Here is a 24,730-nt window from a genome sequence, read left to right on the forward strand (position 1 = left end):
CGACGACGCACCGGACACCCATCCCGGCAAGCACACGACGTTCATCGGCTACATCGCCCCGATCTCCGGCCATGAGAACGGGTGGTGGCAGTCCTGGCTACCCGAAGCGCTGCCCGAGGACCCGATCGGCACCCACCAGGACGCAGCGCAGGGCGTCCGGTTCCTGCTGCGATTGGAGCGGCATCGGCGGCGGACCACGCCGTACATCGTCCACGGCCATGATCCTTTGAAGACACCACCTAGCGAGCCAGGCGCTCCAGCAGCTCGCCGAGCAGTCCGCGTTCGCCGGGAGTGAGGTCGCCCGGGTCGTCGTCGACCAGGGCGCGCAACGTCAGCGCCGCGCTGGCACGGGTGGTCGAGGCCTCGGTGGAAGGCGTGTGCAGCACTCCGGCGAGCGCGGCCTCGCGGACGCGGGCGGAGAGCCCGAAGTCCGGCTCCGGCTGGCTGATCAAGGTGAGCGTGATGCCGATGTTGGCGGCGAACAGCTGCTCGGCGGCGTCGGCCGCCGGCACCTTGAGCAGCCCCCGGGCGGCGGCAGCGGTGAATCGCTCGCGCAGCGCGGCGTGTGCGGGAGCGGTGACGGCGCAGGGCTTTCCCGGCTCGGCGCGACCGTACAGCAGCCCGTAGAACGACGGGTGCTCCAGCCCGAACCGCACGTGCCTGTCCCAGCCCTCGCGCAGGTCGTCCAGCGGGTCGCCCGAGCTCTCGACCGCCGTGAACTGGGTGAAGCCGTGGTTGGCCACCGCGTCGATCAGGCCCTGCTTGTTGCCGAAGTGGTGATACAGCGTCGGGGCCTGCACCCCGGCGCGATCGCACACCGCTCTCGTGGACACCGCCGCGCCGCTCTCCAGCAACTCCGCCGTGGCCAGCAGGAGTCGATCCCGTGCATTCCGCATGCTTGCTATAGTAGCTTACATAGCGCTACAGTGCTCTGTATAGCGGAAGGAGAAGTCCATGAGGACTTGGTTCATCACCGGCGGCACGCCCGGAGCATTCGGATCGGCCTATGCCGAGGCTGCGCTGGCCCAGGGCGATCAGGTGATGGTGACCGCCCGCCGGCCGGCGGAGCTGCGCGAGTGGGCCGGACCGCACGGTGACCGTGTCCTGGTCCTTCAGCTCGACGTCACCGATGCCGACCAGGTGCGCGCCGCGGTCAGGACGGCAGAGGAGCGGTTCGGCGGCATCGACGTGCTCGTCAACAGCGCGGGCCGTGGCTGGTACGGCTCGATCGAGGGGGCACCCGACGAGACGATCCGCCGCACGTTCGACCTCAACCTGTTCGCCGTGGCCGAGGTGATCCGCGCGGTCCTGCCGGGTATGCGGGCACGCGGCGACGGCTGGATCGTGAACATGTCGTCGGTGGCCGGCCTCGTCGGCGCACAGGGGTTCGGCTACTACGCGGCGGCGAAGTTCGCGATCGAAGGACTGTCCGAGACACTGCGCCAGGAAGTCGAGCCGTTCGGCGTACGCGTGCTCGTCGTGGAGCCGGGCGCATTCCGTACCAGCGCCTTCTCCTACTTCCAGAACGAGCCCGTCAACGAGACCGTCGACGCCTACGTGCCGATGGTCGAGGCCGTCAGGGCGGCGTTCGTGGACGCTGACGGCAAGCAGGCAGGTGACCCCGTTCGTGGCGTGCAAGCCGTGATCAGCGCGATGAACGCACCCGTTCCGCCGCACCGGATCGTGCTCGGCAACTCCGGCTACGACGCCGTGGTCGCGATGCACGAGAAAGCACTCGCCGAGCTGCGCGCGAACGAGAAGCTTTCGCGCAGCGCGGACTTCTGACCTACCGGGACACATGCCAGCACGCCCCCGCGTCCTGGCACCCTGGAGAACCGGAGAACACCATGAGCGTCATCACTCTGCCCAAGGCCGTCGGCGACTTCATCGCGGCCACCAACGCACACGACGCCACCTCGCTGGCCACGGTCTTCAGCGACACAGCCACGGTCCGCGACGCCGGGAAGACCTGGACCGGCGAAGCCGAACTTCGCGAGTGGATCCAGGGGCATCTGATCGACCCCAAGGTCGTGCTCACGCCGACCTCGTTCGCCGGCGACCGGCTGATCGCCTCCGGCGACGGCGACTTCCCCGGAGGGCCGCTGTCCTTCGCACTCATGTTCGCCATCAAGCACGACAAGATCACCGACCTCGCGATCGAGCCGGTCTGATTCGTCACCGCCGGGGGCTGGTTGACAGCTGCCCCGGGCGGTGAACAGACAACGGGATCGCGGACGACGCCTGGAGCCAGCCAGGCCACCCCTTGGGCGTCCCGACCTCTTCCGGTCGAGGCACCCGGCCAAGCTGAGCTTGCGCGAACTCCAGTTGCTCACGGCCGCCGGCGGGCAGGAAGACGCTCACTTGCCGCTCCCCACGCTCGGACGGACCGGTCGGGCCTGGTAATGCCGGAGGCCGTCATGACGAACGAAGATCTCGCGGCGCTCGATCGCGACGCCCGCGCTGTTTATCGAGTAGCCCTGAAGCCAGGTCCAGCCCTCGTAGGTCGACCTATCACTGACGGAGATCACTCGGAACAACAGCCCGCGTGTATCGGCGAACTGCACCGACGCCTTGCCGTCCACGATCACGACATCCCCAGGACGCGGAATCACGGATCCTCCCCCACCAGATCGGAGGACACCGAGGCGGGCGGGCTTCAGAGCCGGCACCCGCCCCGGTGCCAGCTCATGAGGCCGTCCCAGCCAGATGGCCACGCCCGCCGCAGTCCATGCCGGAGCGCTGGGCCGTGATCCGGGAGTCCCGGCAGGTCTGCGCCACCATCCGCAGGGCGGTCCGATGGCTCGTGTACTTCCAGCCCACGCCGGCGCACGAGCGGAAGGCACCGTCCGGGACGGAAGGGCTGAGAACGGTCATGGAGACAGGCTGTGGCCAAAACCGCCCCAGACCCCGGAAAATCATTCCGGGGTCGCCGATCTCCATGCGGGGAAGGTCAGCGGATGCACGGCATGACCACCAAACTGACGATCGGCGAGCGAGTCGCCTGGTATCGCCGCAGGCGGGGCCTGTCTCAGGAGGTGCTTGCCGGCCTCATCGGCCGCACCGCGGACTGGCTCGGGAAGATCGAGAACAACCGCATCGAGCTTGACCGCCTCTCGGTGATCAAGTCACTCGCCGACGTCTTGGACGTCTCGCTCGGCGACCTGCTCGCCGAGCCGTCACTGGTCGAATGGACCGCGGACAGCGGGATGGAGACGGTGCCAGCACTGCGTGCCGCCCTCACGGAATACCGGACGATCACCGCTCTCGGCGCCCGGGGCGACAGCTCCGTTCCGCCCGACCTGGACGACCTACGCAAGGAGACTGCGAAGCTCTGGAACGCCTATCAGGCGTCCAGGTTCGGGTTCGTCACCGGTCAGCTTCCCGGTCTACTTCGCCAAGCACAGGCCGCCGCCGACGAGCTGGACGGCCGCGAGCAGGAGGAAGGCCGCAGTTTGCTTGGCCTCACCTACCAGTTGGCCGCGACGCAGCTCACCAAGCTGGGCGAAAGCGACCTCGCGTGGATCGCGGCCGACCGCGGTCTCTCTGTCGTCCGCCCCGTGGGAGACCCGGCGATCACCGGGTCGCTGTTCCGCTCGGTCAGTCATGCGCTGCTGTCCACCGGGCGCTACCAGGACGCCGTGCGACTCACCACCGACGCCGCCGACTACCTGGACCAGCACCTAACCGAATCCGGGCCGGAGTTGCTGTCCGTCTACGGGACCCTATTGCTGGGCGGTTCGGTTGCCGCCGCCCGGGCGAACGACGCCGGAACAGCCCGAACCTTCCTCACTGCCGCCGACGAGGCCGCGGGCCGGCTCGGCACGGATGCCAACCACCTGTGGACGGCCTTCGGACCGACGAACGTAGCGATCCACCGAGTCGCCGCCGCCGGAGAGCTTGGGAACGTCCAGGTCGCGATCGACCTCGGACCGCGGGTGAACACCACCGGCCTTCCGATGGAGCGCCGAGTCCGTCACGCCCTGGAGATGTCCCGGGCCTACGGCGCGTGGAACCGCCGGGACGAAGCGCTGTCCGTCCTGCTCGATGCCGAGCAGATGGCCCCCGAACAGGTCCGGCACCACTACCTCGGTCGCCAACTCGTCCTCACCTGGATCAGACAGCAGCGCGGCAAGCCTTCCACAGAGTTGGTAGGCCTGGCGCGGCGTCTACGCGTGCTGGACTGACCCACCCGCTCTACGCTGCTCGATGTGACGACCCCGGAAATTCCTCGATTGGCCACTCCGCGCGTAGCCGCTGGCGCTCTCTTCTTCGATGAAGCCGGACGCGTCCTGCTAGTGAAGCCCACCTACAAGGAGGGGTGGGATATTCCTGGTGGGTATGTCGAGTCAGGCGAGTCTCCGAGAGCGGCTTGCATCCGTGAAATCCAGGAAGAACTCGGGGTATCGGTATCTGTGAAGAACCACCTGGTTATCGATTGGGCTCCGGCAGAAAACGAGGGTGACAAAATACTATTTATTTTCGACGCGGGCCGGCTTCCGCGACACTCCGAGATCAGCTTCAATGACGGCGAACTGTCAGAAGCAAGGTTCGTTGCCATGGATGAATTAGACGGATACCTATCTGAACGCCTATCTCGTCGCATCAGGACTGCCGTCACCGCCAAGGTCAGGGGCATTCCAGCTTACGCGGAGCATGGTGTCGGGCCCGAAGACTCATCACATTAGAGCGGACGTTTCACGCAAAGATGGCAAGATCGGATCGAAGAGCGCGAGCGGGGTACGCCGAGCGGGCGCCCGCACGTCGACAGGGGCGGTGAACAGCTGGTCGGGCTGGTGGACGAGGCGATGGACGTACCGGAAATCTGCGTGAGGATGAACGCTCAGTGACCGAGGCATGGTCTTTTGATCCGCGGACCGGGCGGTCCGTGCCGGCTCCGGCGGAGTCGGCGCCGGACGAGGTCGACACGGCTGTCGCGGCCGCCGCGGCGGCGGCCCCGGCCGTTGCCGCGGCGTCGCCGCAGGAACGGGCGGGCTGGCTGGAGGCGATTGCGGACGCGCTCGACGCGAACCGGACCGAGCTGGCCGCTCTGGCCGACGAGGAGGTCGCGCTCGGGATGCCGCGCCTGACCGGGGAGGCGCAGCGGGCGGCGGCCGCGTTCCGGTTCTACGCCGGGGTGGCGCGGGAGGGCTCGTGGCTCGAGGCGGTGATCGAAACCGGACCCGGGCGTCCTGAACTGCGCAAGGTTCAGGTACCGCTCGGTCCGGTCGCGGTCTTCGGGGCCAGCAACTTCCCGTTCGGGTTCGGGGTGCTCGGGCACGACACGGCGACCGCCCTGGCCGCGGGCTGCCCGGTGGTGGTCAAGGCCCATCCGGCGCATCCGCGCCTGTCCGCCGCGCTGTTCGCGCTCGCGGCCCCGGCCGCGCCGCCCGGTGCGTTGTCGTTGATTGCGGGGTACGACGCGGGCCGTCGCCTGGTCGACCACCCGGCGATCAGCGCGGTCGCCTTCACCGGTTCCCAGCAGGGCGGCCTCGCGCTGTGGCGGCAGGCGGCGGCGCGGGAGCGGGTGATCCCGGTGTACGCCGAGATGGGCACGGTCAACGCGGTCGTGGTGACCGCCCGGGGCGCGGCGCGGCGGGCCGACGAGATCGCGGCCGGGTTCGTGGCGTCGTTCACCCAGGGGATGGGCCAGTTCTGCACCAAGCCGGGGCTGCTGCTGGTCCCGGCCGGCAGCGACCTGGAGTCCCGGGTCGCGCGGGCGCTGACCGACGCCGCGCCGCAGGGGTGGATGCTCACCGAGCGGATCGCCGCGAGCTACGCGTCCGGGGTCGCCTCGCTGCGGGCGGCGGGTGCCCGGGTGCTCGCCACGACCGCGCCGGCCGACGGCGGATGGGCGGCGGCGCCCACGGTGCTGGGCGTCGACGCGATCGGGCCGTTCCTCGAGGAGTGCTTCGGGCCGGTGGCGCTGGTCGCCTCGTACACCGATCTCGCCGAGGTGCTGCCGCAGCTGCCGGGCAGCCTGGCGGCGGCGGTGCACGGCGGCGGTCCGGACGACCCGGAGGTGCCGGGGCTGGTGGCGGCGCTGTCCGGGATCGCCGGGCGGGTGATCGTGGACGGCTGGCCGACCGGCGTGGTCGTCGGGTGGGGGCAGCAGCACGGCGGGCCGTGGCCGGCGACCACCGCGCCGCAGCACACGTCGGTCGGGGCCGGGGCGCTGCGGCGGTTCCTGCGGCCGGTCACCTATCAGGACGTTCCGGCCGCGGCGCTGCCGCCGGCATTGCGCGACGACAACCCTTGGGGTGTGCCGCGGCGGGAGGTGCGCGGGTGAGCGGGCCGCTGTCCGGGCTGGTGGTGGCCGACTTCAGCCGGGTGCTCGCCGGGCCGCTGGCCACCATGACCCTGGCCGATCTGGGCGCCGTGGTGATCAAGGTCGAGCGACCCGGGTCCGGGGACGACACCCGATCGTGGGGGCCGCCCTGGGGTGCGCGCTCGTCGTCGTATTTCGAAGGGTTGAACCGCAGCAAGTACAGCATCGCGCTGGACTTCTTCGACCCCGGGGACCGGGCGACGGCGTTCGCGCTGGCGGAACGCGCCGATGTGGTCGTACAGAACCTGAAGTTGACTCGTTTCGGCCTGGATTATGAATCGGTGGCGGCGGTCAATCCGGGCGTGGTGTATTGCTCGGTCACCGGGTTCGGGGCGGAGGCGGATCTGCCCGGATACGACTTTCTGGTGCAGGCCGTCGGTGGGCTGATGAGCATCACCGGGGAGGCCGGCGGCGAGCCGCTCAAGGTCGGTGTGGCCCTGGTCGACGTGCTGACCGCGAAGGACGCGACGATCGGCATCCTGGCGGCATTGCATCGGCGGCGGGAAACCGGTCTCGGGGACCATGTGCAGGTCGACCTGATGTCCAGTCTGCTGGGCGGGCTGGTGAATCAGGCTTCCGGATATCTGGCGACCGGGGTGGCGCCGGGGCGGATGGGTAACCGGCATCCGTCGATCGCGCCCTACGAGACGTTGCGGTGTGCGGACGTGCCGATCGCGGTGGCCTGTGGGAACGACCGGCAGTTCGCCCGGCTCTGCGAGGTGCTCGGCATTCCGTCGCTGGCCGGGGATGCCCGATTCCGGGACAATCCGTCGCGGGTGGCGCACCGGGAGGCGCTCGTCGCCCTGCTGGAGGAAGCGCTGGCGGGGGCTTCCGCGGCGGTGTGGGAGGAACGGCTGACCGCGGCCGGGGTTGCCGCCGGGGTGGTGCGGGACATCGGGCAGGCGATCGACCGGGCCGCGTCGCTCGGCCTTGCGCCGCTGGTCGACGGGCAGATTCGGCACCCGGTCCGGTATTCGTCGGGATCGTTGCCGCCACCGGCCGCGCCGCCCACGGTGGACGAGCACGCCGCCACGGTTCGCGGCTGGCTCGCCGGGACGAACCCCCTGGTGCACCCCGGCGAGAAATAGACTGCCCGCGTGGAGGTGGAACGGCTGGCCGGCACGTTCGTGGCGGAGATCGGGTATCGCGGGGCCTGGCCGGTCCTCGTCTTCTGCGACAACCGGCCCACGCCGGCCGTCGAGGCGCGGCTGTACATCGACGCCACCTGGACGATCGGCGAGGTCAGTGGCACCGCGGACGACGACGTGGCCTGGCTGACCGCGGCCCTCGCCCTGCACGACCGGACCGTCGAGGAGGCTCTGGTCGACGACACCGGAGCGCTGCACGTGCGAACGGATTCCGGTGCCGTCCTCGTGGTTTCCGGTGAGGCGGAGGCGTACACGGTCGGTGAGCCGTGGCGCCTCACCGGATGGCGCTGATCGCGGCCAGTTCCTCGGCGGTCAGCGGCCCGAGCGCCTCGGCGGTCACGCACTCGGCGAGCTCGGTGCGGTTCTTCACGCCCAGGACCACGGTCGCGACGCCGGGGACACTCAGCGCGTAGCGGTGGGCGAGCGCGGCCGGCGTCTGGCCCAGGTCGGCCGCGAGCTTGCGGAACGGTTCCGCCCGGACGAAGTCGCCGGCCACCGGATCGTCCGCCGGGAGCACCCGGTCCAGGGTCGAGGTCAGCGCCCCGGCCGCCACGGCACGGATGCCGATCACCGCGACGTCGTGGGCGTTCGCCGCCCGCACGATGGCGTCGCCGGCCGGCGGGGTGCCGTGGAACGCCGAGTTGCCGCCGTCGAGGTCCATCGCGTTGACGATGACCTGGGCCGCGTCCGGCCGGTGCGTCTCCCGGAACGCGGCGAACAGGACGTCCGGATGCACCACCGCGGTGATCCCCCAGCCGCGTACCAGGCCCTCGGCGCGCAGCCGCTCGAACTCGGGCACGATCTCGTCCCGGTACGCACTCCAGGTCGTCGTCCACGGCGTCGGCGGGACCGCGTCCGGCCGCAGATGCGTGTGGAGCAGCAGCAGGTCCAGATGGTCACGCCCCAGCCGGGTGAGACTGTCGTGCAGGCTGCGCCGGATCCGGCCGGCGACGTCGCCCTGCTCGTCGTCGGCGAGCTGCACCTTCGAGGTGATCGCCACGTCCGGCGCGGGCCGTTTGCGCAGCGCCGCGCCGACCAGCTGCTCGGCCTCCGCGCCCGCGCCGTAGCTGGGCGCGAGGTCGAGCATGGTGATCCCGTCGTCGATCGCGGCGTACACCGTCGCCGTCGCCTCGGCCCGGTCGGTGCTCCCCCACACCCCGCCGATGCCGCCCCCGCCGAGGGTGAGCGCGCTGATCCGGCCGAGCCGCCCGAAGTCCCGATATTCCACTGTCCATCTCCCCGCAGTTCCGGTCTCGATGACGACCGTAGGACCTGGAGCGCGCTCCAGATCAAGTACCGTGCCGCTGTGGAGATCAGGGAGATGATCGCCGACGAGCGCCGCCGGATGGCCGGCCTCGTCGAGTCGCTGACCGCCGAGCAGTTGCGCACGCCCAGCCTGTGCGGCGCCTGGACGGTCAAGGAGGTGGTGGGTCACCTGGTCGCCGCGGTCGCCGCGGCCAAGTCGTCCGCGCTGCCGATCCTGATCCGCAGCGGCTTCCGGCTGCACAGGGCCAATGCCATGCTGGCCACCCGGATGGCGGCCCGCCCGGCCGGCGAGCTCGCCGCGATGCTGCGGGCGCACGCGGAGAGCCCGTTCCGGCCGCCGATCGTGGGGTATCCGGGGCAGCTCACCGATCTCCAGGTGCACGGGCAGGACATCCGCCGGCCGCTGGGGCTGCCCCATGAGCTTCGGCCGGAGCGATTGCGGGCGTCGCTGGACTTCCTGGTGGGCGGTCGCGCGATCGGTTTCGTGCCGCGGCGCAGGCCGCTCGGGCTGCGCTGGGAGGCGACCGACCTGGGCTGGACCTGGGGTGACGGTCCGCTGGTCCGCGGCACGGGCGAGGCGGTGATGCTGGCCCTGACCGGCCGCCGGCCCGCCCTCGACGACCTGTCCGGGGACGGGGTCGCGGAGCTACGCCGCCGCGTCTCGGGGTAGGGCGAGGTCGGCTTCGAGGAGGTGCCGGGCGGTGCGGACCAACAGGCGGCTGCCCCGGGTGCCGACCACTCCGAACCTCCTCATCGGCCGGCCGGATCGGTCAGAGTGACCGGCTCGTGTCGTCCCCGTCATCCAGCGGGGGCAGCGGAACTCTCCGGTGGCAACGCAGCGTACGCACGATGATCTTGTATCACTGCCGGTGGGCGGGTGGTGAAGTCGAGGTCGCGGGGGTCGTACGACGCGACCGTGTGATCGGTCCAGCGCAGGCGGATCCGGTCGGAACGGACCTCGACCAGGGACGCCTCACGCCACGGTCCGCCATCGGGCGTGCGGATCCACCAGGGCTCGGCCAGCACGCTCAGGCCGATCGTGAGCAGCAGGCGCCGAGCGTCGTCCTTGGACTGGGGGTCGCCCAGCGGCGCCCCGAACACCGTCTCGGCCTGCCAGCCGCCCGCCGTCGGCACCAGGCGGCCGACGATCTCGCCGTCCTCGCGGACGACCTGCTCCGGGGCCGGGATCTGCGGCCACCGCTCACGGATGGCCGCCGTGATGGCGTCCGTCGAGGCGCGCAGCCAGGCGATGCCGTTCCGTTCGGCCGGGCTGCCCGGGTACCGGCCGGGCACGACCGGGCGGCCGCCGATCCAGGTGTGCCGCACCGACCGGCTCTGCTCGATCACCGTGGTCGGGTCCCCGTCGACCAGGACGAGGTCGGCGCGGGCGCCCGGTCGCAGGCAGCCGCGATCGGCCAGGCCGAACACCTCGGCAGGGAGGCTGGTGGCGGCGGCCAGGGCCTCGGCCGGGCGCAGGCCGGCGTGGACCAGGTGGGCCAGTTCCCGGTGCAGGCTCGCCCCGTGCACCAGTCCCGGGTTGGGGGCGTCGGTGCCGGCCAGGATCCGGACGCCGGACTCCAGCAGGGCGAGCACGTTCTCCCTCGCCGCGGCGCCGTCCGGGACGAACGGCGGCATCCACCGGCGGGACTGTGCCCGCAGCACGCGCCGCCAGCGAGGCGTGAGGCGGTCGGCGAGCCCGGGGTCGGCCAGCAACGGCAGCAGCCCGTCCGGCCCCGGGAAGCCGTCGACGATGTCCAGGGTCGCGATCACCGCGACACCGGACCGGGCCACCTCGCGCACCTCGGCGTCGCGCATCCGGTCGAACGGCACGTGGGCCAGGACGTCGACGCCGTGCCGGGTGACGTGCACCGCCCCGGCGGCGGTCGACACGTGCGCCACCACCGGTAGCCCGTGCCGATGCGCGGCGGTCACCAGCGCGTCGATGGTCGCCGGGTCCAGGCTGGGGATGTCGAGCATCGCGCCGGAGCCGTCGTCGTAGATCATTTTGACGTGGGTGGCGCCCTCGGCCAGCCGCGCCTCGACGAACGGCGAAGCCGCGTCCGGCCCAGTCAGGTACGGGATGGGTGCGTACGCGATCGTCGGATGCCCGCCGGGTGCGGTGGCGCCGACGCCCGACGTACGGAAATCCGCCCTGACCGGACCGGCGGCCCGCTCCTTCTCGATCACGTCCGGCTTGCTGAACTGGTCGATCAGCGTGGTCACGCCGAACAGCGGGGCGAGCCGCGTGCAGCCCGGCAGCAGGTGCACGTGGGCGTCGATCAGTCCGGGAAGGACGGTGCCGCCGCTGCCGTCCACCAGCACGTCGCCGGGGCGGGCGATCGACGCGTCCCCGATCGCCGCCACCAGCCCGTTCTCGACCCGCAGGTGGGTGGCGGGGACGACCTCTCGGCCGTCGAAGATCCGGGCATGGGCGATGGTGAAGATCTCCATGCCGGGGAGCGTAGAAGTTGACGTAACGGCAAGGTCCAGCGTTGACTTCCGGCGTGGCGTACTCGATCAACCAGGTGGCCCGGATGGCCGGGGTCACCTCGCGGACCCTGCGCCACTACGACGAGATCGGGCTGCTGACACCGGCCCGGGTGGCCGCGAACGGCTACCGCTGGTACGACCGCCCGCAGCTGTTCCGCCTGCAACGCATCCTGCTGCTGCGCGGTCTGGGCCTGTCCCTGGCCGCCATCGCCGCGACGATCGCCGGCGACGGGGACGAGGTGACGGCGCTACGCGACCACCGGGCCCAGCTGGTGGCCGAACGCGAGCGCCTCGACGAGATCATCGACACCGTGGACCGGACGATCGCCAACCTGGCCGGCGAACAGTCGGAGGACTTCCTGCGCGGGCTGGCGCGGGCCCGCCGGCGCCTCGGCGACGGCCTGCGCGCCCGATACGGCGATCGGGCCGCCGACCAGGTCGCCGCCCACGACTGGACCCGGGAACAGCAGGAACAGGCCGCCGAGCAGGGCCGCGAACTGCTGACCCGGATGGCGCGGGCCCGGGCCGGCGGGGTCACGCCGACCGAGCCCGCGGCGCAAGCCCTGACCGCCGAGCATTACCGGCAGGTCCGGGCGGTGTGGCCGGCCGACGCCGCGGCCTATCACGCGCTCGGCGACCTGATCGTGGGCAACCCGGAGCAGCGGGCCATGGTGGCCGCCGTGGACCCGGACCTGCCGGAGTGGCTCGCCGCCGCCGTCCAGGCCTACGCCGACCGGCTCTGAGCGCGGACCTCCTGGAGGTACTCGGCCACCGCGTCGCGGTTGCGGGTCAGGGTGTCGATGCGGCGGTCCATCCGGTCGAGCTCCTGCCCGAGCGTCTCGATGATCTCCGGGGTGGCGTCGGCGAAGACGATGGCGCGCGGCTTGTCGAGGCACGGCAGGATCTGCTTGATCACTCGGGTGGGCAGGCCGGCGTCGAGCAGGCCGCGGATCTGGAGCACCCGATCGGCGAGCCGGTCGTCATAGGAGCGGTACCCGTTCGCGCAGCGCTGGGAGACGATGAGTCCCTGCTCCTCGTAATATCGCAGCAGCCGCCGTGACGTGCCGGTGCGAGCGGACAGCTCACCGATGCGCATGTGGCCCACCTCATCCCGGGCAGCGTTGACCTTCACATGTATGTGAGGGTTTGAGCATACGGGCATGAAGAGTCTCCCGATGCCCGCGCTGCTGGCGCTGGCCACCGCGGTCTTCGTGACCAGCCTGACCGAGACCCTGCCGGCCGGTGTCCTGCCCGCGATGAGCGACAGTCTCGGCGTCAGCGAGTCCGCCACCGGCCAGGCGGTGACGATCTACGCGCTCGGCACCGCGCTGACCGCCATCCCGCTGACCGCCGCCACCGCCGGGTGGCGCCGCAAGCGGCTGCTGCTCACCGCGATGGCCGCGTTCGCCCTGGCCAACACGGTCACCGCGGTCTCGTCCGCCTATCCGGTCACCATGGTGGCCCGATTCGTCGCCGGGGTGGCGGCCGGGCTCGCCTGGGCGTTGCTGGCCGGATACGCCCGCCGGCTGGCTCCGCCGCACCTGCAAGGCAAGGCCGTCGCCGTCGCGATGGCCGGGATCCCGGTCGCGCTGTCGCTCGGCGTTCCGGCCGGCACCTTCCTCGGGCAGACGCTGGGCTGGCGTGCCGCGTTCCTGGCGATGACCGTCCTGACTGTCGTGCTGCTCGGCTGGATCGCCGTGGCCGTACCGGACTTCGCGGGCCGGCATGGCACCGTCCCGGCCCCGGCCCGCCAGGCGCTCGGCCTGCCCGGGGTCGTCCCGGTCCTGGTCGTGACCCTGGTCTTCGTGCTGGCGCACACCATTCTGTACGCCTACATCGCCCCGCTCCTCGGCCACCTCGGCCTCGGCGACGCCACCGACCTGGTGCTGCTCGCGTTCGGCGTCGCCTCCCTGTGCAGCATCTGGCTCACCGGCGCCCAGATCGACCGGCGGCTGCGGGCACTGAGTGTCGCGAGCGTCCTGCTGGTCGGCGGCGCCGCGGTGCTGCTCGGCAGCGGCGTCCTGGTCTACCCGGCGGCGGTGCTGTGGGGTCTCGGCTGGGGCGGGGTGCCGACGCTGCTCCAGACGGCCGCGGCGGACGCCGGCCGGGAGGCCGCCGACGCGGTGCAGGCGATGCTGGTCACGCTCTGGAACGTCGCGATGGCGGCCGGCGGGATCGTCGGCGGCATCCTGCTCGACACCCTGGGTGCGGGCGCCCTGCCGGGCAGTGTGGCGCTGATGCTGGTCCCGGTGCTGGTGATCGTGGTCGCCGCCCGCGCGCACGGCTTCCCGGCGGCCGGGGCGACGGCGGTCAGGAGGCGATCAGCGACTGTGGCGCGGCCGCCTTCAGGCGGGTGTTGAGCCAGGACAGTTGCCGCGAGTTGTGGCCGGACGCGTGCCGGCACAGCTCGATCAGTTCGGTGTCCCGCAGGGCCTGGGCCGCCTGGTACACCGCCGTCCAGGTGGTCTGCGCCAGGGTGCCGAGCACGTGCAGGTCCTGCAGGTCGCGCAGCAGGCCGACCGGCCCGCTGCGCACCTGGGCCAGCCCACCGGCGTGCAGCCGCTCCGGTTCCCGCACGTCCCCGGCGGACGAGGCGCCGTACCGGTCCACGATCGGGCTCAGCCGCCGGACGTGCTCCTCGCTCATCCCGGCCAGCGTCCGGCAGGTGAACAGCACGTCGGGATGCTGGGCGTGGCCCTCCCCCACGGTCCGCAACGACTCCGCGAGGGTCTGCTCGGCGTGGCGCGCCAGTCCGAGATAGATGACCAGGTTCATCCCCGGCCTCCGGCCTTGCGGACCCGGCACGCGGCGGTCTTGAAGCAGGGTTGCTTGGAGACCGGGTCCCACACCGTCATGGTCAGCTCGTTCGCCTGCCGGTCCGCGCCGCCGTAGTGGAACGGCGCGAACACCGTCCCCGGCGGCACCTGCCCGATCCGGGCCGGCGCCTCGATCCAGCCGCGCGGCGACTCGACCCGCACCAGGTCGCCCTGGGCGATCCCGAGCCGCTCCGCGTCGGCCGCGGACAGCTCCACCCACATGCCCGGCGCGGCCCGGCGCAGCGGCTCGGCCCGGCCGGTCTTGGTCCGGGTGTGGAACTGGTAGACGGTCCGCCCGGTCGTGTATAGCAGCGGATACTCGTCGCTGACCGGCTCGTGCGGCGGGGTCTGGTCGGCGCCCTTGAGGAACGCGCGGCCGTCCGGGCGCAGCGCCTTGTGCTCCAGCTGGGTGACCGTGGCCCCGGTGACCAGGTCATGACCGTACGTCTCGCAGTACTCGGTGGCGGACGGGAAGACCCCGTCGGTGTACAGGCGTTCGGCGCCGTTCGGCCAGCGGATCCCGGTCGGGCCGCGCAGCTTCTCGTACGACAGTCCGCTGTAGTCGCACGGCCGGCCCTTGCTGGCCGCCCGCCACGCGTCGAACGCCTCCTCCGGCGTCCGCCACTTGATCAGCGGGGCGCCGTCCCGGTCCCGGAAGTCCATGGCGTCCGCGTAGGCCAGGAAGATGTCCAGGTCGCTGCGCGCCTCGCCGGGCGGGTCGACGGCCTTCTCGGACAGGTGCACGGTGCGGTCGGCGTTGGTGAAGGTGCCGGTCTTCTCGCCCCAGCCCGCGGCCGGCAGCACCACGTCGGCGAGCCGGGCGGTCTCGGTCAGGAACAGGTCCTGGACCACCACGAAGCACCGATCATCGGCGAGGATCCGGCGGATCCGGGCGGACTCCGGCATGGACACCGCCGGGTTGGTCGCGGAGATCCACAGGAAGCCGATCGAGCCCTCCTCGGCGTAGCTCATGATCTGCATGGCGTGCGTCGGGTCGGCCCAGTGCGGGATCTTCAGCGGGTCGACGTTCCAGAGTTCGGCCAGCTGCTGGATGTGCCGCTCGTCGTCCCAGTTGCGGAAGCCGGGCAGGTCGCCGTCGGCGCCGCACTCCCGGTTGTTCTGCGCGGTCGGCTGCCCGTTCATCTGCAGGATCCCGGCGCCCGGCCGGCCGATCATGCCGCGCAGCAGGTGCAGGTTGTTCACCGCCACGGCCGCCGCGGTGGCCTGATGGGACTGGTAGAAGCCCTGCAGCACGGTGGAGAGCACGCGCTCGGCGGTCCCGAAGATCCGCGCGGCCCGGCGCAGGTCGTCGGGCGCGACCCCGCAGATCTCGGCGACCCGGTCCGGGGTGTACGCGTCGACGATCGCCCGCAACTCGTCGACGCCGAGGGTGTGCCCGGCCACCCACTTCTCGTCGATCCAGCCGTGCTCGAACAGCTCCCGGGCGAGCCCGTTCATCAGTGCCAGGTTGGTGCCGACGCGCGGGGTCAGGTGTACGCCACCGGTCCGGAGCGCCTCCTCGGCGACCCGGGTGCGGCGCGGGTCGACGCAGACCAGCACGGGCGGGTGGGGGCCGCGGGTGCGGTCCAGGACCCTGCTCCACAGGACGGTCTGTGTCTCGGCGAGGTTGTGGCCGTACAGAAAAATGGTGTCGCACTGCTCGATGTCGGCGTAGCAGCCGGGCTGCCCGTCGGCGCCGAACGACTCCTTCAGCGCGGCCGCGGCGGTCGCCGTGCACAGCCGGGTGTTGCCGTCCATGTGCGGCGTCCCCAGCCCGGCCTTGCCGATCACCGCGAGCGTGTAGTACTCCTCCAGGAACAACTGGCCGCTGGTGTAGAAGCCGTGCGACAGCGGCCCCTTCTCCCGCATCAGCCGCCGCGACACCTCGACGACCCGGCCCATCGCGGCCGGCCAGTCGCACTCGGTCAGCTCACCGCCCTCGCGGATCATCGGCCGGGTCAGCCGGTCGGCCGAACGCGACCACGCGGTGCTGCCGTAAAGCCCCTTCGGCCCGAGCCGCCCGTGGTTGACCGCGTCACCGGCCCGGCCGCGGACGCCGACCATCCGGCCGTCCTTGACCGCGATGTCGCAGCCGCAGCCGTTGCTGCACAGCACGCAGGCGCTCGGCACCCAGCGATCGACCTGGTCCTCGGTGATCCCCTCGTCCAGATGCTGATCCACCCGGACCGGCCACGCCGTGCCCCTGGCATGCGGCGTGCCGGTCCCCCAGATGTCGGTGATGCGGTCGGTCACGCCGATCGCCTACCCGTTCATCGCGCCTTCACACGGGAACGATCACCAGAAGTGCGCCACGTCCACCACGACGCGGGAGTGACTGCCCGGACCGGCCAGCGTCAGCACCCGGAACGGAAGCCGGGCACGCACCCCGACCGCGAAGGTCGTGTACCCCTCCGAGGTGCCGCCGAAGACGACGTCCCGCAGGGTGTCGTAGGAGACGACGGTCGCGACGTGCTGACCGGCGACGGCGCCGAACGTCGACGCCGGCGCGCGCAGGGTGACCCAGAGGAACGCCCCGCCCGCGGTGTAGGGCACCAGATCCACGCCCTGCCCCTCGGTCGGCACCTGGTCGCTGTAACGCACCGCGTAGCCGAGTGCGCTGCCGCCGAACTCGAAGACCACCCGGTCCCAGCAGTCGTGCCGGCCGGTCTCCGCGGTGAGCAGTTGCGCCGTGCTGAGGACACCGGCGGCCTTGTCGCCGCTGCCCCAGGTGATCCCGCAGTAGGGAGCCGCCGCCCGGGCCGCCACCGGACCCGTCATGGCCCGCTCGGCGGCGGGACCGGCGCCGCAGGCGGTGAGCGCCACGCAGAGGACCGCCGTGATCAGAGTTTTGCCGACCGACATTCGCATGAGGCACCTCCCAGGGCTGAATCGGGAAGCCGGTCACCGTCGACGCTAGGCCGCCCGGTGGCCCGCGGACACCGGGCGAACAGTCATCGAGCGCCGTTGTCCAGGTTGAGCAGTCCCGCCGCGACGATCGCCCGGCTCAGCGGCCGGGCCAGCTCGGTCAGGCGGGCGCAGCCCTCGGTGCCGAGGACCGCGTACGCGGGTGCGGCGAGCCGGTCGGTGGCCGCCTCGATCTCGTCGCGCTGCGTTCGTCCTGCCTCGCTCAGCACCGGTTCGTCGCCCTCGATCAGCCCACGGCGGCGCAGGTCGTCGACGGCCCCGGCCCACTGCTCCTCGCTCCAGCCGCGGCTGCGGCGCAGGAAACGCTCGGGCACCTCGCCGGAGGCGGCGTGCAGGACCAGCGCCTCCAGCCCGGTCAGGCCGGCCAGCAGCAGGGCCGCGACGTGCGCGTCGCCACGGAACTCGCGGAGCGCCGTCTGGGCCTGCCAGAGGACCAGATGCGGCTGCTCCGGCCAGGGCAGGGCGGCGTGGGCGGCGAACAGGACGCGGCCCTGCGGGCGGCCGGCGGCGGACTCCGCGGCGCGGCGGGCCAGCCCGGCGGCCTCGGCCACCTCCGGGCCGTGCACCGCGTCACCGAGGGCGCGGGTCAGGGCCGCGTCCGCCGCCGCCAGCCGGGCGGCCAGGACCTCGGCCGGCGTCGTGCGGTCCCAGGCGGCGGGCAACGCCCCGGCGACGAGGCGCGGGTTGAAGTTGAAGAAGGCGGCGGTGACCGGCTCGGCGCCGACCGGGCCCAGGGCCGCCGCCCGTGAGGCGAAATAGCCGGCCCGGGTGGAGAGGCCGAGCGCCGCGTACCGCTCGTGCGCCTCGGGCACGAAGTAGATCATGCCGTGCAGGGGCTCGGCCGCCCGCCACGCCCGGCGCGCGAGGGCCGGCTCCACCACCGCCGGCTCGGGGGAATCTGTCGCCACCGTCATGCCGCCTCCATCCGTAAGTTACCGATGGGTAACACTGGCACGGAAACGACGCCATGTCACGCGAGGCCTTGAAGATCAACTCCGGTTTTCGGTACGCCCGGAGCCGCCGCCCTGACGGCGAGGGAGGCCAGCAGCGCCAGTTTCTCCGCGTCGCTGCTGCCGGCCTCGGCGTGGTAGACGACGAGCATCAGGGTGTCGGTGCCGTCGATGCGCAAGCGTTCGCGGTTCAGCGACAACTCACCGACCTGCGGATGGTCGAGCCGGATCGGGCCGCCGCGCTGCCCGTGCACCTCATGGCGGCCCCAGAGCTCGCGGAAACGAGGGCTGGCCAGGGACAACTCACCGGTCAGCTCGATGAATCGGGGATCGTCGACATCGTTGCCCACGGCCTGGCGCAGGTTGGCGACGAAGCACTCGGTGACGGCCTCCCACTCCGGGAGCAGTGCCTGCTCGGCCGGGTCGAGGAACAGGTCCCGCAGCTGGTTGCCGCCCGCCGCCAGGCCCGGCGACAGAGCCCTGGCCAGGCTGTTCGAGGCCAGCACGTCGAAGTACCGATCCTCGATGAAGGCGGGCTGGACGAGGGACTCCATCAGCTTCAGGGCCCCGGGCGGCGGGGTCGCACTGCGCGGCCGGCGCCGGTGCCGCCGCGGAGCCTCGCACGCCAGCGCCAGCAGATGGGCGAAGTGCTCCTCGTCGAGGCGCAGCACGCGGGCGATCGACTCCAGCACCTGCACCGACGGATGGCGATTGCGGCCCCGCTCCAGCCGCAGGTAGTAGTCGGCGCTGATCCCGGCGAGCATGGCGACCTCTTCGCGCCGCAGTCCCGGCACGCGCCGCACGCCCCCATCCGGAATACCGGCCTGCGCCGGCGTCACCAGCTCGCGCCGGGCCCGCAGGTACGCCCCGAGCGCATTCGTCGTCTCCGCCACCAGCCCAGCGTAGATCTCCGCCCGGGGCACAGCGGGGGCCCTGAGATACCCCTGGCACCGCAGTGCTCTGGTTCCGGCCACGGGCCGCTTCTAACGTCCGTGACGTGGCTCGAACGGGGCCCATCACGCGACAGGAGACATCCGACGATGACCGTCACCCTGATCACCGGCGCCAACAAGGGCATCGGTTTCGAGACCGCCCGGCAACTTCTGGCACGGGGTCACACCGTGTACGTCGGATCACGCGACCCCGAGCGCGGCGAGCGGGCCGCGGCGACCCTGGGCGCCCGTTTCGTGCAGCTCGACGTGACCGACGACGCCTCGGTGGCCGACGCGCTGGCGGCGATCGGTGCCGAGCAGGACCGGCTCGACGTTCTGGTGAACAACGCCGGCATCCTGGCGGACGAGGCGCCCAGCGGTCCGGCGGCCCTGCGCGCCTTCGACGTGAACGCGGTGGGACTGGTCCGCGTCACCGAGGCGGCCCTGCCGCTGCTGCGCAAGTCGGCGAACCCGGCCGTGGTCACCGTGTCCAGCAGCATGGGTTCGTTCTGGGCGGTGACCAACCCGGAACGGCCGGAGTCCGGCTTGCCGCTCGCGCTCTACGCGGCCTCGAAGGCGGCGGCGACCATGCTCACCATCCAGTACGCCAAGTCCCAGCCGGGCATCAGGTTCAACGCGGTGGAGCCGGGCCCCACCGCCACCGACATGACCGCCGCGTTCGGCATCGGACGGCCGGCGGCGGAGAGCGCGGCGGTCGTGGTGCGGCTGGCCACGCTCGGCCCGGACGGCCCGACCGGGACGCTTCAGGACGAGCGAGGCGTGCTGCCGTTCTGAGCCGATCGGCCGTGGAATGCCCCGGCCAGCTCTCCCCAGGTGTGAACGACGGTCGCCCACGGCGGGATCACCGGCGGAGGCGGCTCGTCGGCGCCGCCCAGGAACAGGTAGCGGTGCTCGACCGAGTCGAGATGGGCCAGCACGGCCAGGTGGTCGTCGACGAAGTGGGTGACGCCGAGCCGCTCGCACACCGGGGCCTTGTCCCGGCGCTCGCGGACGAAGTGCACGTTCGCCTCGGGGATGCCGGTGCGCGCGAAGAAGTCGTGGTGGACCAGCCAGGCGCGGGTGTTGGCGGCGACCTTCGGGCCGGCCTTGGAGACGATGTGGACGCGGCCGGCGAACGGCGCCGCGGTCAGCGCGGCGAGCGTCTCGAACACGCCGTCGACCTCGGGGGTCTCCAGCGGGCGGGTGCCGAAGAACGAGGTGTCCTCGTCCCGCCCGGCCAGCCTGACGATCACGCCGCCGACGTCGACGCCCAGGGTGGGCCGGGCCGGCCCGCGATCGGGCGCCCGCTGCGAACTCATGCGCTGCCGCACCATCCACACCCCCCGACGGTCACTGTCCGGCGAGCTTATCGACGGGGAGCCGGGCAGCGATCTGATTTTCGGCCGCGGCCAGGTAGGCCGCCAGTTCGTCGGCGGCCTCCGCGCGCCGACCGGCCGTGAGCCGGTCGGCGATCCGGGTGTTCTCGTGCAGGTAGGGCTCGTGGAACTCGCGGACCGCGCCCATCCGGTGGAAGATCAGCCGCATCTCGGCGAGCAGCAGGTCCATCTGCCGGTCGAGGCGGGCACTGCCGGCCAGCGCGACCACGGCCCGGTGGAACTCCTGATTCGCGTCGGCGACGGCGGACCAGTCCCCGGCGGCCGCGGCGCCCCGGCCCCGTGCGACGGCGGCGGCGACGCGGGCGGTCGCCGCCGGGTCGCCGGCCAGGTCGCCGGAGCGGATCGCGGCCGGCTCGATCAGCCGGCGGGCCCGATAGACGTCGCGGACGTCGCCGGGGCCGGGGATCGCCACGAAGACCCCGCGATGCTGCTCGCGGACCAGGATCCGCTCGCTGACCAACTGCCCGAACGACTCCCGGATCGTGTTGCGGGAGACCTTGAGCGCCTCGGCGAAGGCCTGCTCCGGCAGCCGGGCGCCGGGAGCGAGCCGGCCCGCGGCGATCTGCTCCCGGATCGCGCCGGCGACCCGGTCGGCGGTCGACGAGGCGGCGGCGACGCGGGTTGCGGCGAGGGCGGCCAGCACGGACTCCACGAGCGATACCCTACCCTTGTTGAATTGTTGAACAATCCATAGGCTGGTGGTCGTGAGGGTGCTCCGTTACGGCGATCGGGCGCTGCTGGTGGACCTCGAGTCCGGCGCGGTCCCGCCCGCCGCGCTCGCCCGGGCCTGCCGTGCCCAGGTCGACGGATTGCTGGACGCCACGCCCGCCGCGCAGACCGTCCTGCTCACGCTCGACACCCGGACCGATCCGTCCGAGGTCCGCCGGCAGCTCGCCGGCCTGCGGTTCGACGGGGAGACCAGTGTGCAGGCGGCACGGCTCGCCCGGATCGCGGTGCGTTACGACGGGCCGGACCTCGCGGAGGTCGCGCGGCTGACCGGGCTGACACCGGACGAGGTGGTCCGGCGGCACACGAGCGGCACCTGGGAGGTGGCGTTCGGCGGGTTCGCGCCCGGGTTCGCCTATCTGGTCGGCGGCGACCCGGCCCTGGCCGTGCCCCGCCGCGACGAGCCGCGCACGTCGGTGCCGGCCGGGTCCGTGGCGCTGGCCGGGCGATACAGCGCGGTCTATCCCCGCCCGTCGCCCGGCGGCTGGCAGCTGATCGGGACGACGTCGGCGCCGCTGTGGGACCTCGACCGCGAGCCACCCGCCCTGCTCCAGCCGGGCGACCGGGTCCAGTTCGAGGTGGCGGCGTGATCGAGGTGCTCGCGCCGGGACCGCTGGCGACGATTCAGGACCTCGGCCGGCCCGGGTTCGCCGCGGTCGGCGTCGGCCGCTCGGGCGCGGCGGACCGGGCCGCCCTCACCCTCGCCAACCGCCTGGTGGCCAACCCCGACGACGCGGCGGCCGTGGAGAGCCTCCTCGGCGGCCTCACCGTGCGGGCCCTGCGCCAGGTCTGGATGGCGGTCACCGGAGCACCGGCGCCCGCCACCGTGGACGGCACCCCGGTGGGCCACCATTCGCTGTTCACCCTGCGAGCCGGCCAGCGGCTGCGGCTCGGCTCGCCGCCCAGCGGCCTGCGCACCTACCTGGCGGTTCGCGGCGGCATCGACGTGCCCCCGATTCTCGGCTCCCGCAGCCGCGACACCCTGTCCGGCATCGGCCCGGACCCGCTGACCGAGGGCACCGTGCTCCCCGTCGGCCCGGAGCCCTCGGCCTGGCCGGTGACCGACCTGGCGCCGGTCGCCCCACCACCCAGCGGACCGGTGACCCTGCGCGCGATCCGGGGCCCCCGCGACCGGTTCCTCGTCGATCCCCGCGCGCTCCAGCGAGACGGCTGGGTCGTCGGCACCCGGACCGACCGGATCGGCATGCGCCTGACCGGGAACACCGTCGCGGTCGACGCGGCCGCCGGGAGCATTCCCAGCGAGGGCCTGACCCGGGGCGCCATCCAGCTGCCACCGGGCGGCGAGCCCGTGGTGTTCCTGGCCGATCACCCGACGACCGGCGGCTACCCGGTGGTCGCCGTGCTGCTGGACGCCGACGTGGACCGGGCGAGCCAGCTACGCCCTGGCCAGCCGGTCCGGATCACGCTCACGGACTGAGCCGTCCGGTTGCGACCGACGTCGTCGAAGCGCTTAAATCGACTCTGGCCAATGCTACGAAGATCGGAGCGAAGACCATGAGACGTACGGCCCTGCGCCGGCTCGCCACCCTCGGCGCCGCCGTCCTCCTCAGCACGCCCTTCGCCACGCCGGTCCGCGCCGCCACCACAGTCCAGCGCCAGGTGCACACCGCCGGCCGGGTCACCGGCCTCGGCGCCGGCGCGGGATTCACCTGGCCCGGCGTCTACTTCGAGGGCCGGTTCCGGGGCACCAGCGTCGGCCTGGCGCTCGACGACGCGGTCAACGACTACGACGTCCAGGTCGACGGCGGCGCCCCCACCACGCTCGTCACCCCCGGCGACACCACCCACTGGATCACCGGGCTGCGGGCGGGCGCTCATACCGTACGGATAGCCAAACGGACCGAAAGCCCCTGGGACCTGGCGGTGTTCCGCGGTCTGGTCGCCGGTCCCGGCGGCCGGATCCTGAGCCGGCCCGCGGCCCGGCACCGGCAGATCGAATTCATCGGCGACTCCTGGACCGCCGGCTACGGCGACATGTCGACCAGCCGCGACTGCTCCGGCGACGGGGTGCTCACCCGCAACAGCAACGCCGACCAGGCCTTCGGCCCCCGGACCGCCCGGTCCCTGGGCGCCGATTACCAGGTCAACGCGTGGTCGGGCATCGGCATGGTCCGCAACTACAACGGCAGCAGCCCCGGCACCGACTACCGCACCTACTACGACCGCGCGTTCCAGGCGGTCGACGAGACACCGTGGCGGCGGCCCCCGTCCTGGCACCCGCAGGTGATCGTGATCGGCCTGGGCATCAACGACTTCTCGACCGCGCTGAACCCGGGCGAGAAGTGGGCCGACGAGGCCGCCCTGGCCGCCGACTTCCGGACCGCATACCAGGGCTTCCTCGACAAGCTGCGGGGCATCTACGGCCCGGCCGCCTACTTCGTGCTGACCTATCCGGACCTCAGCTACCGGACGACGGCCCTCGCCGACTCGATCCAGCAGATCGTCGCGGAGCGCGGTGACCGGGTGCGGGCGCTCTATTACGACAACAACGCGCTGGGCCTGGACCTGCTCGGCTGCGACTGGCATCCGTCCCTGCACGACCACGCGATCCTGGCCGGCACCCTCACCGCGGCACTGCGCACCCTGCCGGTGAAGTGGTGATCCCCGTCCGGGCATGATGCACGGATGATCACGGTACGTCGCGCCACCGCCGAGGACCTGCCCGAGGTGGCCACCCTGTTCGCCGGTTATCTCGACTTCTATCAGCGCCCGGCGCCCCGGGACACCATCCTCGCCTTCCTCCGCGAGCGGCAGGAGCGCACCGAGTCCGTCGTGCTGCTGGCCCGCACCGAGGACGGCGAGCCGGCCGGGATCGTCAACATCTACCCCACCTTCTCCTCACTGTCGATGGCGCCGGTGTGGACACTCAACGACCTGTTCGTCGCCCCGGCCGCCCGGCGCAGGGGCGTCGGGCAGGCCCTGGTGCGCGCCTGCGCCGCCGAGGCCCGGGCGGCCGGCGCGATCGGCGTGCAGTTGCAGACCGCGCCGGACAACGAGACGGCGCAGGCGCTGTACCGCTCCGAGGGCTTCGAGCCGGACACCTTCAGCGCCTACTACCTGACCCTGCACTGACGGCGCAGGGTGATCCGCTCGGCGACAGCTTCTTTTCGGTACGGCATGAGCGCTCATGCCGTACCGAAAAGCAGTGTCCCTGGTGGATCCGGCTGATCGGCTAGGCTTCCGGCCGTCCTCAGCGAGCCGGGTGGCAGCCTCGCCATCGGCTCCGAGCTGCGGGCTTGCCGGACTTCTGCGGACCGTCGCCGGGAGGGTGCCCGTGCCGGAACTCATCGCCGCCGTCGACACCACGGTGCTCGTCGACCACGGCACGTTCGACCTGCTCGACGACGGCGGGCCACAACAGGCGGGTGCGGTTGCCGGGGACCGGGCGCGCTGGCTGGCGGCCGGTTCCAACCTGGTGACCGTGCACAGCGCCGCCGGCTGGGATCACGTCGCCGGGCTGCGCGTCGAGGTGTGGAGCGGTCCCCCGGCGTGGCGGGCCGGCTGGGCGGACCACCGGGACGCCCTGGTCCGCTTCGACTCCGGCCTGGTGGAGATCAACCCGCTGGTCGAGGCCGGCGACGACGAGGAGGCGCTGGACCTGGCGCCGGGATCGTACGCGGTGCGGGCCTACGTGGCGGGACGCGACGACCTGCTCGCGGTGCACCACGACCCGGACACGGACCTCGACGGCATCGAACGCTTCCTGATCCAGTTCTGGCCCGCCGCGCAGTAGG

29 protein-coding genes are annotated in these 24,730 nt (G+C 72.3%); 16 read left to right on the forward strand and 13 right to left on the reverse strand.

Annotation, left to right across the window (positions count from 1 at the left end):
• Positions 1-239: 239 nt before the first annotated feature.
• Positions 240-896, reverse strand: a complete 657-nt coding sequence (locus Aiant_RS44585) for a TetR/AcrR family transcriptional regulator (RefSeq protein ID WP_189335469.1) — start codon at positions 894-896, stop codon at positions 240-242.
• A gap of 58 nt (positions 897-954) precedes the next feature.
• Between Aiant_RS44585 and Aiant_RS44590 the strand changes: the two genes are divergently transcribed.
• Positions 955-1,785, forward strand: coding sequence for an SDR family NAD(P)-dependent oxidoreductase (locus tag Aiant_RS44590; protein ID WP_189335468.1), 831 nt, complete (start codon positions 955-957; stop codon positions 1,783-1,785).
• A 62-nt stretch (positions 1,786-1,847) separates the two neighbouring features.
• Positions 1,848-2,171: a nuclear transport factor 2 family protein gene (locus Aiant_RS44595; protein WP_189335467.1), complete on the forward strand. Its 324-nt coding sequence runs from the start codon at positions 1,848-1,850 to the stop codon at positions 2,169-2,171.
• A gap of 186 nt (positions 2,172-2,357) precedes the next feature.
• Here Aiant_RS44595 and Aiant_RS44600 read toward each other — a convergent pair whose 3' ends face one another.
• Positions 2,358-2,612 (reverse strand): hypothetical protein, encoded by a 255-nt coding sequence (locus tag Aiant_RS44600; protein ID WP_189335466.1) that lies wholly within the window; start codon positions 2,610-2,612, stop codon positions 2,358-2,360.
• A 73-nt stretch (positions 2,613-2,685) separates the two neighbouring features.
• On the reverse strand, positions 2,686-2,874 hold the full coding sequence (locus Aiant_RS44605; protein ID WP_189335465.1) for a hypothetical protein: 189 nt from the start codon (positions 2,872-2,874) through the stop codon (positions 2,686-2,688).
• 92 nt (positions 2,875-2,966) lie between these two features.
• On the opposite strand from Aiant_RS44605, the gene Aiant_RS44610 reads away from it, so the two are divergent.
• The 5 genes from Aiant_RS44610 to Aiant_RS44630 all read left to right on the forward strand — a co-directional run bounded on the left by Aiant_RS44610 (position 2,967) and on the right by Aiant_RS44630 (position 7,764).
• Positions 2,967-4,184 carry a helix-turn-helix domain-containing protein gene (locus tag Aiant_RS44610; protein ID WP_229831214.1) on the forward strand — a complete coding sequence of 406 codons (1,218 nt, stop codon included), beginning with the start codon at positions 2,967-2,969 and terminating at the stop codon, positions 4,182-4,184.
• Positions 4,185-4,208: 24 nt separating this feature from the next.
• Positions 4,209-4,685, forward strand: coding sequence for an NUDIX domain-containing protein (locus Aiant_RS44615; RefSeq protein WP_212846847.1), 477 nt, complete (start codon positions 4,209-4,211; stop codon positions 4,683-4,685).
• A gap of 158 nt (positions 4,686-4,843) precedes the next feature.
• Complete coding sequence (locus Aiant_RS44620) at positions 4,844-6,286, forward strand: aldehyde dehydrogenase family protein (RefSeq protein ID WP_189335463.1); 1,443 nt, start codon at positions 4,844-4,846, stop codon at positions 6,284-6,286.
• On the forward strand, positions 6,283-7,413 hold the full coding sequence (locus tag Aiant_RS44625; protein WP_189335462.1) for a CaiB/BaiF CoA transferase family protein: 1,131 nt from the start codon (positions 6,283-6,285) through the stop codon (positions 7,411-7,413). Before Aiant_RS44620 ends, Aiant_RS44625 begins: the two co-directional genes overlap by 4 nt.
• Before the next feature lie 9 nt (positions 7,414-7,422).
• Positions 7,423-7,764 carry a DUF6188 family protein gene (locus Aiant_RS44630; protein ID WP_189335461.1) on the forward strand — a complete coding sequence of 114 codons (342 nt, stop codon included), beginning with the start codon at positions 7,423-7,425 and terminating at the stop codon, positions 7,762-7,764.
• Here the strand turns inward: Aiant_RS44630 and Aiant_RS44635 are convergent.
• On the reverse strand, positions 7,748-8,701 hold the full coding sequence (locus Aiant_RS44635; RefSeq protein ID WP_189335460.1) for an aldo/keto reductase: 954 nt from the start codon (positions 8,699-8,701) through the stop codon (positions 7,748-7,750). The two genes, Aiant_RS44630 and Aiant_RS44635, sit on opposite strands and share 17 nt — an antisense overlap.
• A 78-nt stretch (positions 8,702-8,779) precedes the next feature.
• On the opposite strand from Aiant_RS44635, the gene Aiant_RS44640 reads away from it, so the two are divergent.
• Positions 8,780-9,409 (forward strand): maleylpyruvate isomerase family mycothiol-dependent enzyme, encoded by a 630-nt coding sequence (locus tag Aiant_RS44640; RefSeq protein WP_189335459.1) that lies wholly within the window; start codon positions 8,780-8,782, stop codon positions 9,407-9,409.
• Positions 9,410-9,537: 128 nt separating this feature from the next.
• Here the strand turns inward: Aiant_RS44640 and Aiant_RS44645 are convergent, their stop codons facing one another.
• The gene (locus Aiant_RS44645) at positions 9,538-11,190 is read right to left on the reverse strand and encodes an amidohydrolase family protein (RefSeq protein ID WP_189335458.1); all 1,653 of its coding nucleotides are present in this window, start codon (positions 11,188-11,190) and stop codon (positions 9,538-9,540) included.
• Positions 11,191-11,231: 41 nt separating this feature from the next.
• Between Aiant_RS44645 and Aiant_RS44650 the strand changes: the two genes are divergently transcribed.
• Complete coding sequence (locus tag Aiant_RS44650) at positions 11,232-11,972, forward strand: MerR family transcriptional regulator (RefSeq protein ID WP_189335457.1); 741 nt, start codon at positions 11,232-11,234, stop codon at positions 11,970-11,972.
• Here Aiant_RS44650 and Aiant_RS44655 read toward each other — a convergent pair.
• Positions 11,954-12,325 carry a MerR family transcriptional regulator gene (locus tag Aiant_RS44655; protein WP_189335456.1) on the reverse strand — a complete coding sequence of 124 codons (372 nt, stop codon included), beginning with the start codon at positions 12,323-12,325 and terminating at the stop codon, positions 11,954-11,956. The genes Aiant_RS44650 and Aiant_RS44655 overlap by 19 nt on opposite strands.
• Before the next feature lie 64 nt (positions 12,326-12,389).
• Here Aiant_RS44655 and Aiant_RS44660 point away from each other — a divergent pair, with 64 nt between their 5' ends.
• The gene (locus Aiant_RS44660) at positions 12,390-13,589 is read left to right on the forward strand and encodes an MFS transporter (RefSeq protein WP_212846854.1); all 1,200 of its coding nucleotides are present in this window, start codon (positions 12,390-12,392) and stop codon (positions 13,587-13,589) included.
• Here the strand turns inward: Aiant_RS44660 and Aiant_RS44665 are convergent.
• The 5 genes from Aiant_RS44665 to Aiant_RS44685 all read right to left on the reverse strand — a co-directional run bounded on the left by Aiant_RS44665 (position 13,540) and on the right by Aiant_RS44685 (position 18,813).
• Positions 13,540-14,004, reverse strand: coding sequence for a hypothetical protein (locus Aiant_RS44665; RefSeq protein WP_189335455.1), 465 nt, complete (start codon positions 14,002-14,004; stop codon positions 13,540-13,542). The two genes, Aiant_RS44660 and Aiant_RS44665, sit on opposite strands and share 50 nt — an antisense overlap.
• Entirely contained in the window at positions 14,001-16,298 is a 2,298-nt protein-coding gene (locus Aiant_RS44670) for a molybdopterin oxidoreductase family protein (RefSeq protein WP_189335454.1), read from the reverse strand. The genes Aiant_RS44665 and Aiant_RS44670 overlap by 4 nt, the downstream gene beginning before the upstream one ends.
• A 42-nt stretch (positions 16,299-16,340) precedes the next feature.
• Positions 16,341-16,913, reverse strand: a complete 573-nt coding sequence (locus Aiant_RS44675; RefSeq protein ID WP_212846856.1) for an AMIN-like domain-containing (lipo)protein — start codon at positions 16,911-16,913, stop codon at positions 16,341-16,343.
• Between the two features lie 83 nt (positions 16,914-16,996).
• Positions 16,997-17,884, reverse strand: coding sequence for an SCO6745 family protein (locus Aiant_RS44680; protein ID WP_212846858.1), 888 nt, complete (start codon positions 17,882-17,884; stop codon positions 16,997-16,999).
• A gap of 56 nt (positions 17,885-17,940) precedes the next feature.
• Positions 17,941-18,813, reverse strand: coding sequence for a helix-turn-helix domain-containing protein (locus Aiant_RS44685; RefSeq protein ID WP_189335453.1), 873 nt, complete (start codon positions 18,811-18,813; stop codon positions 17,941-17,943).
• A 147-nt stretch (positions 18,814-18,960) separates the two neighbouring features.
• Between Aiant_RS44685 and Aiant_RS44690 the strand changes: the two genes are divergently transcribed.
• Positions 18,961-19,647: an SDR family NAD(P)-dependent oxidoreductase gene (locus Aiant_RS44690; RefSeq protein ID WP_189335452.1), complete on the forward strand. Its 687-nt coding sequence runs from the start codon at positions 18,961-18,963 to the stop codon at positions 19,645-19,647.
• Here the strand turns inward: Aiant_RS44690 and Aiant_RS44695 are convergent.
• On the reverse strand, positions 19,617-20,171 hold the full coding sequence (locus Aiant_RS44695) for a hypothetical protein (RefSeq protein ID WP_189335451.1): 555 nt from the start codon (positions 20,169-20,171) through the stop codon (positions 19,617-19,619). The genes Aiant_RS44690 and Aiant_RS44695 overlap by 31 nt on opposite strands.
• A gap of 31 nt (positions 20,172-20,202) precedes the next feature.
• Positions 20,203-20,901 (reverse strand): GntR family transcriptional regulator, encoded by a 699-nt coding sequence (locus Aiant_RS44700; RefSeq protein ID WP_189335450.1) that lies wholly within the window; start codon positions 20,899-20,901, stop codon positions 20,203-20,205.
• A gap of 52 nt (positions 20,902-20,953) precedes the next feature.
• Here Aiant_RS44700 and Aiant_RS44705 point away from each other — a divergent pair, with 52 nt between their 5' ends.
• The 5 genes from Aiant_RS44705 (at position 20,954) to Aiant_RS44725 (ending at position 24,729) form a co-directional block, all read left to right on the forward strand.
• On the forward strand, positions 20,954-21,565 hold the full coding sequence (locus Aiant_RS44705; RefSeq protein ID WP_189335449.1) for a 5-oxoprolinase subunit B family protein: 612 nt from the start codon (positions 20,954-20,956) through the stop codon (positions 21,563-21,565).
• The gene (locus Aiant_RS44710; RefSeq protein WP_189335448.1) at positions 21,562-22,413 is read left to right on the forward strand and encodes a 5-oxoprolinase subunit C family protein; all 852 of its coding nucleotides are present in this window, start codon (positions 21,562-21,564) and stop codon (positions 22,411-22,413) included. The genes Aiant_RS44705 and Aiant_RS44710 overlap by 4 nt, the downstream gene beginning before the upstream one ends.
• Positions 22,414-22,490: 77 nt before the next feature.
• Complete coding sequence (locus tag Aiant_RS44715; RefSeq protein WP_189335447.1) at positions 22,491-23,597, forward strand: SGNH/GDSL hydrolase family protein; 1,107 nt, start codon at positions 22,491-22,493, stop codon at positions 23,595-23,597.
• Positions 23,598-23,621: 24 nt separating this feature from the next.
• Entirely contained in the window at positions 23,622-24,068 is a 447-nt protein-coding gene (locus Aiant_RS44720) for a GNAT family N-acetyltransferase (RefSeq protein WP_189335446.1), read from the forward strand.
• Between the two features lie 202 nt (positions 24,069-24,270).
• Complete coding sequence (locus Aiant_RS44725) at positions 24,271-24,729, forward strand: hypothetical protein (protein ID WP_189335445.1); 459 nt, start codon at positions 24,271-24,273, stop codon at positions 24,727-24,729.
• Position 24,730 lies beyond the last annotated feature (1 nt).

The sequence above is a fragment of the Actinoplanes ianthinogenes genome, assembly GCF_018324205.1.
In the GTDB taxonomy this organism is placed as follows: Bacteria; Actinomycetota; Actinomycetes; order Mycobacteriales; family Micromonosporaceae; genus Actinoplanes; species Actinoplanes ianthinogenes.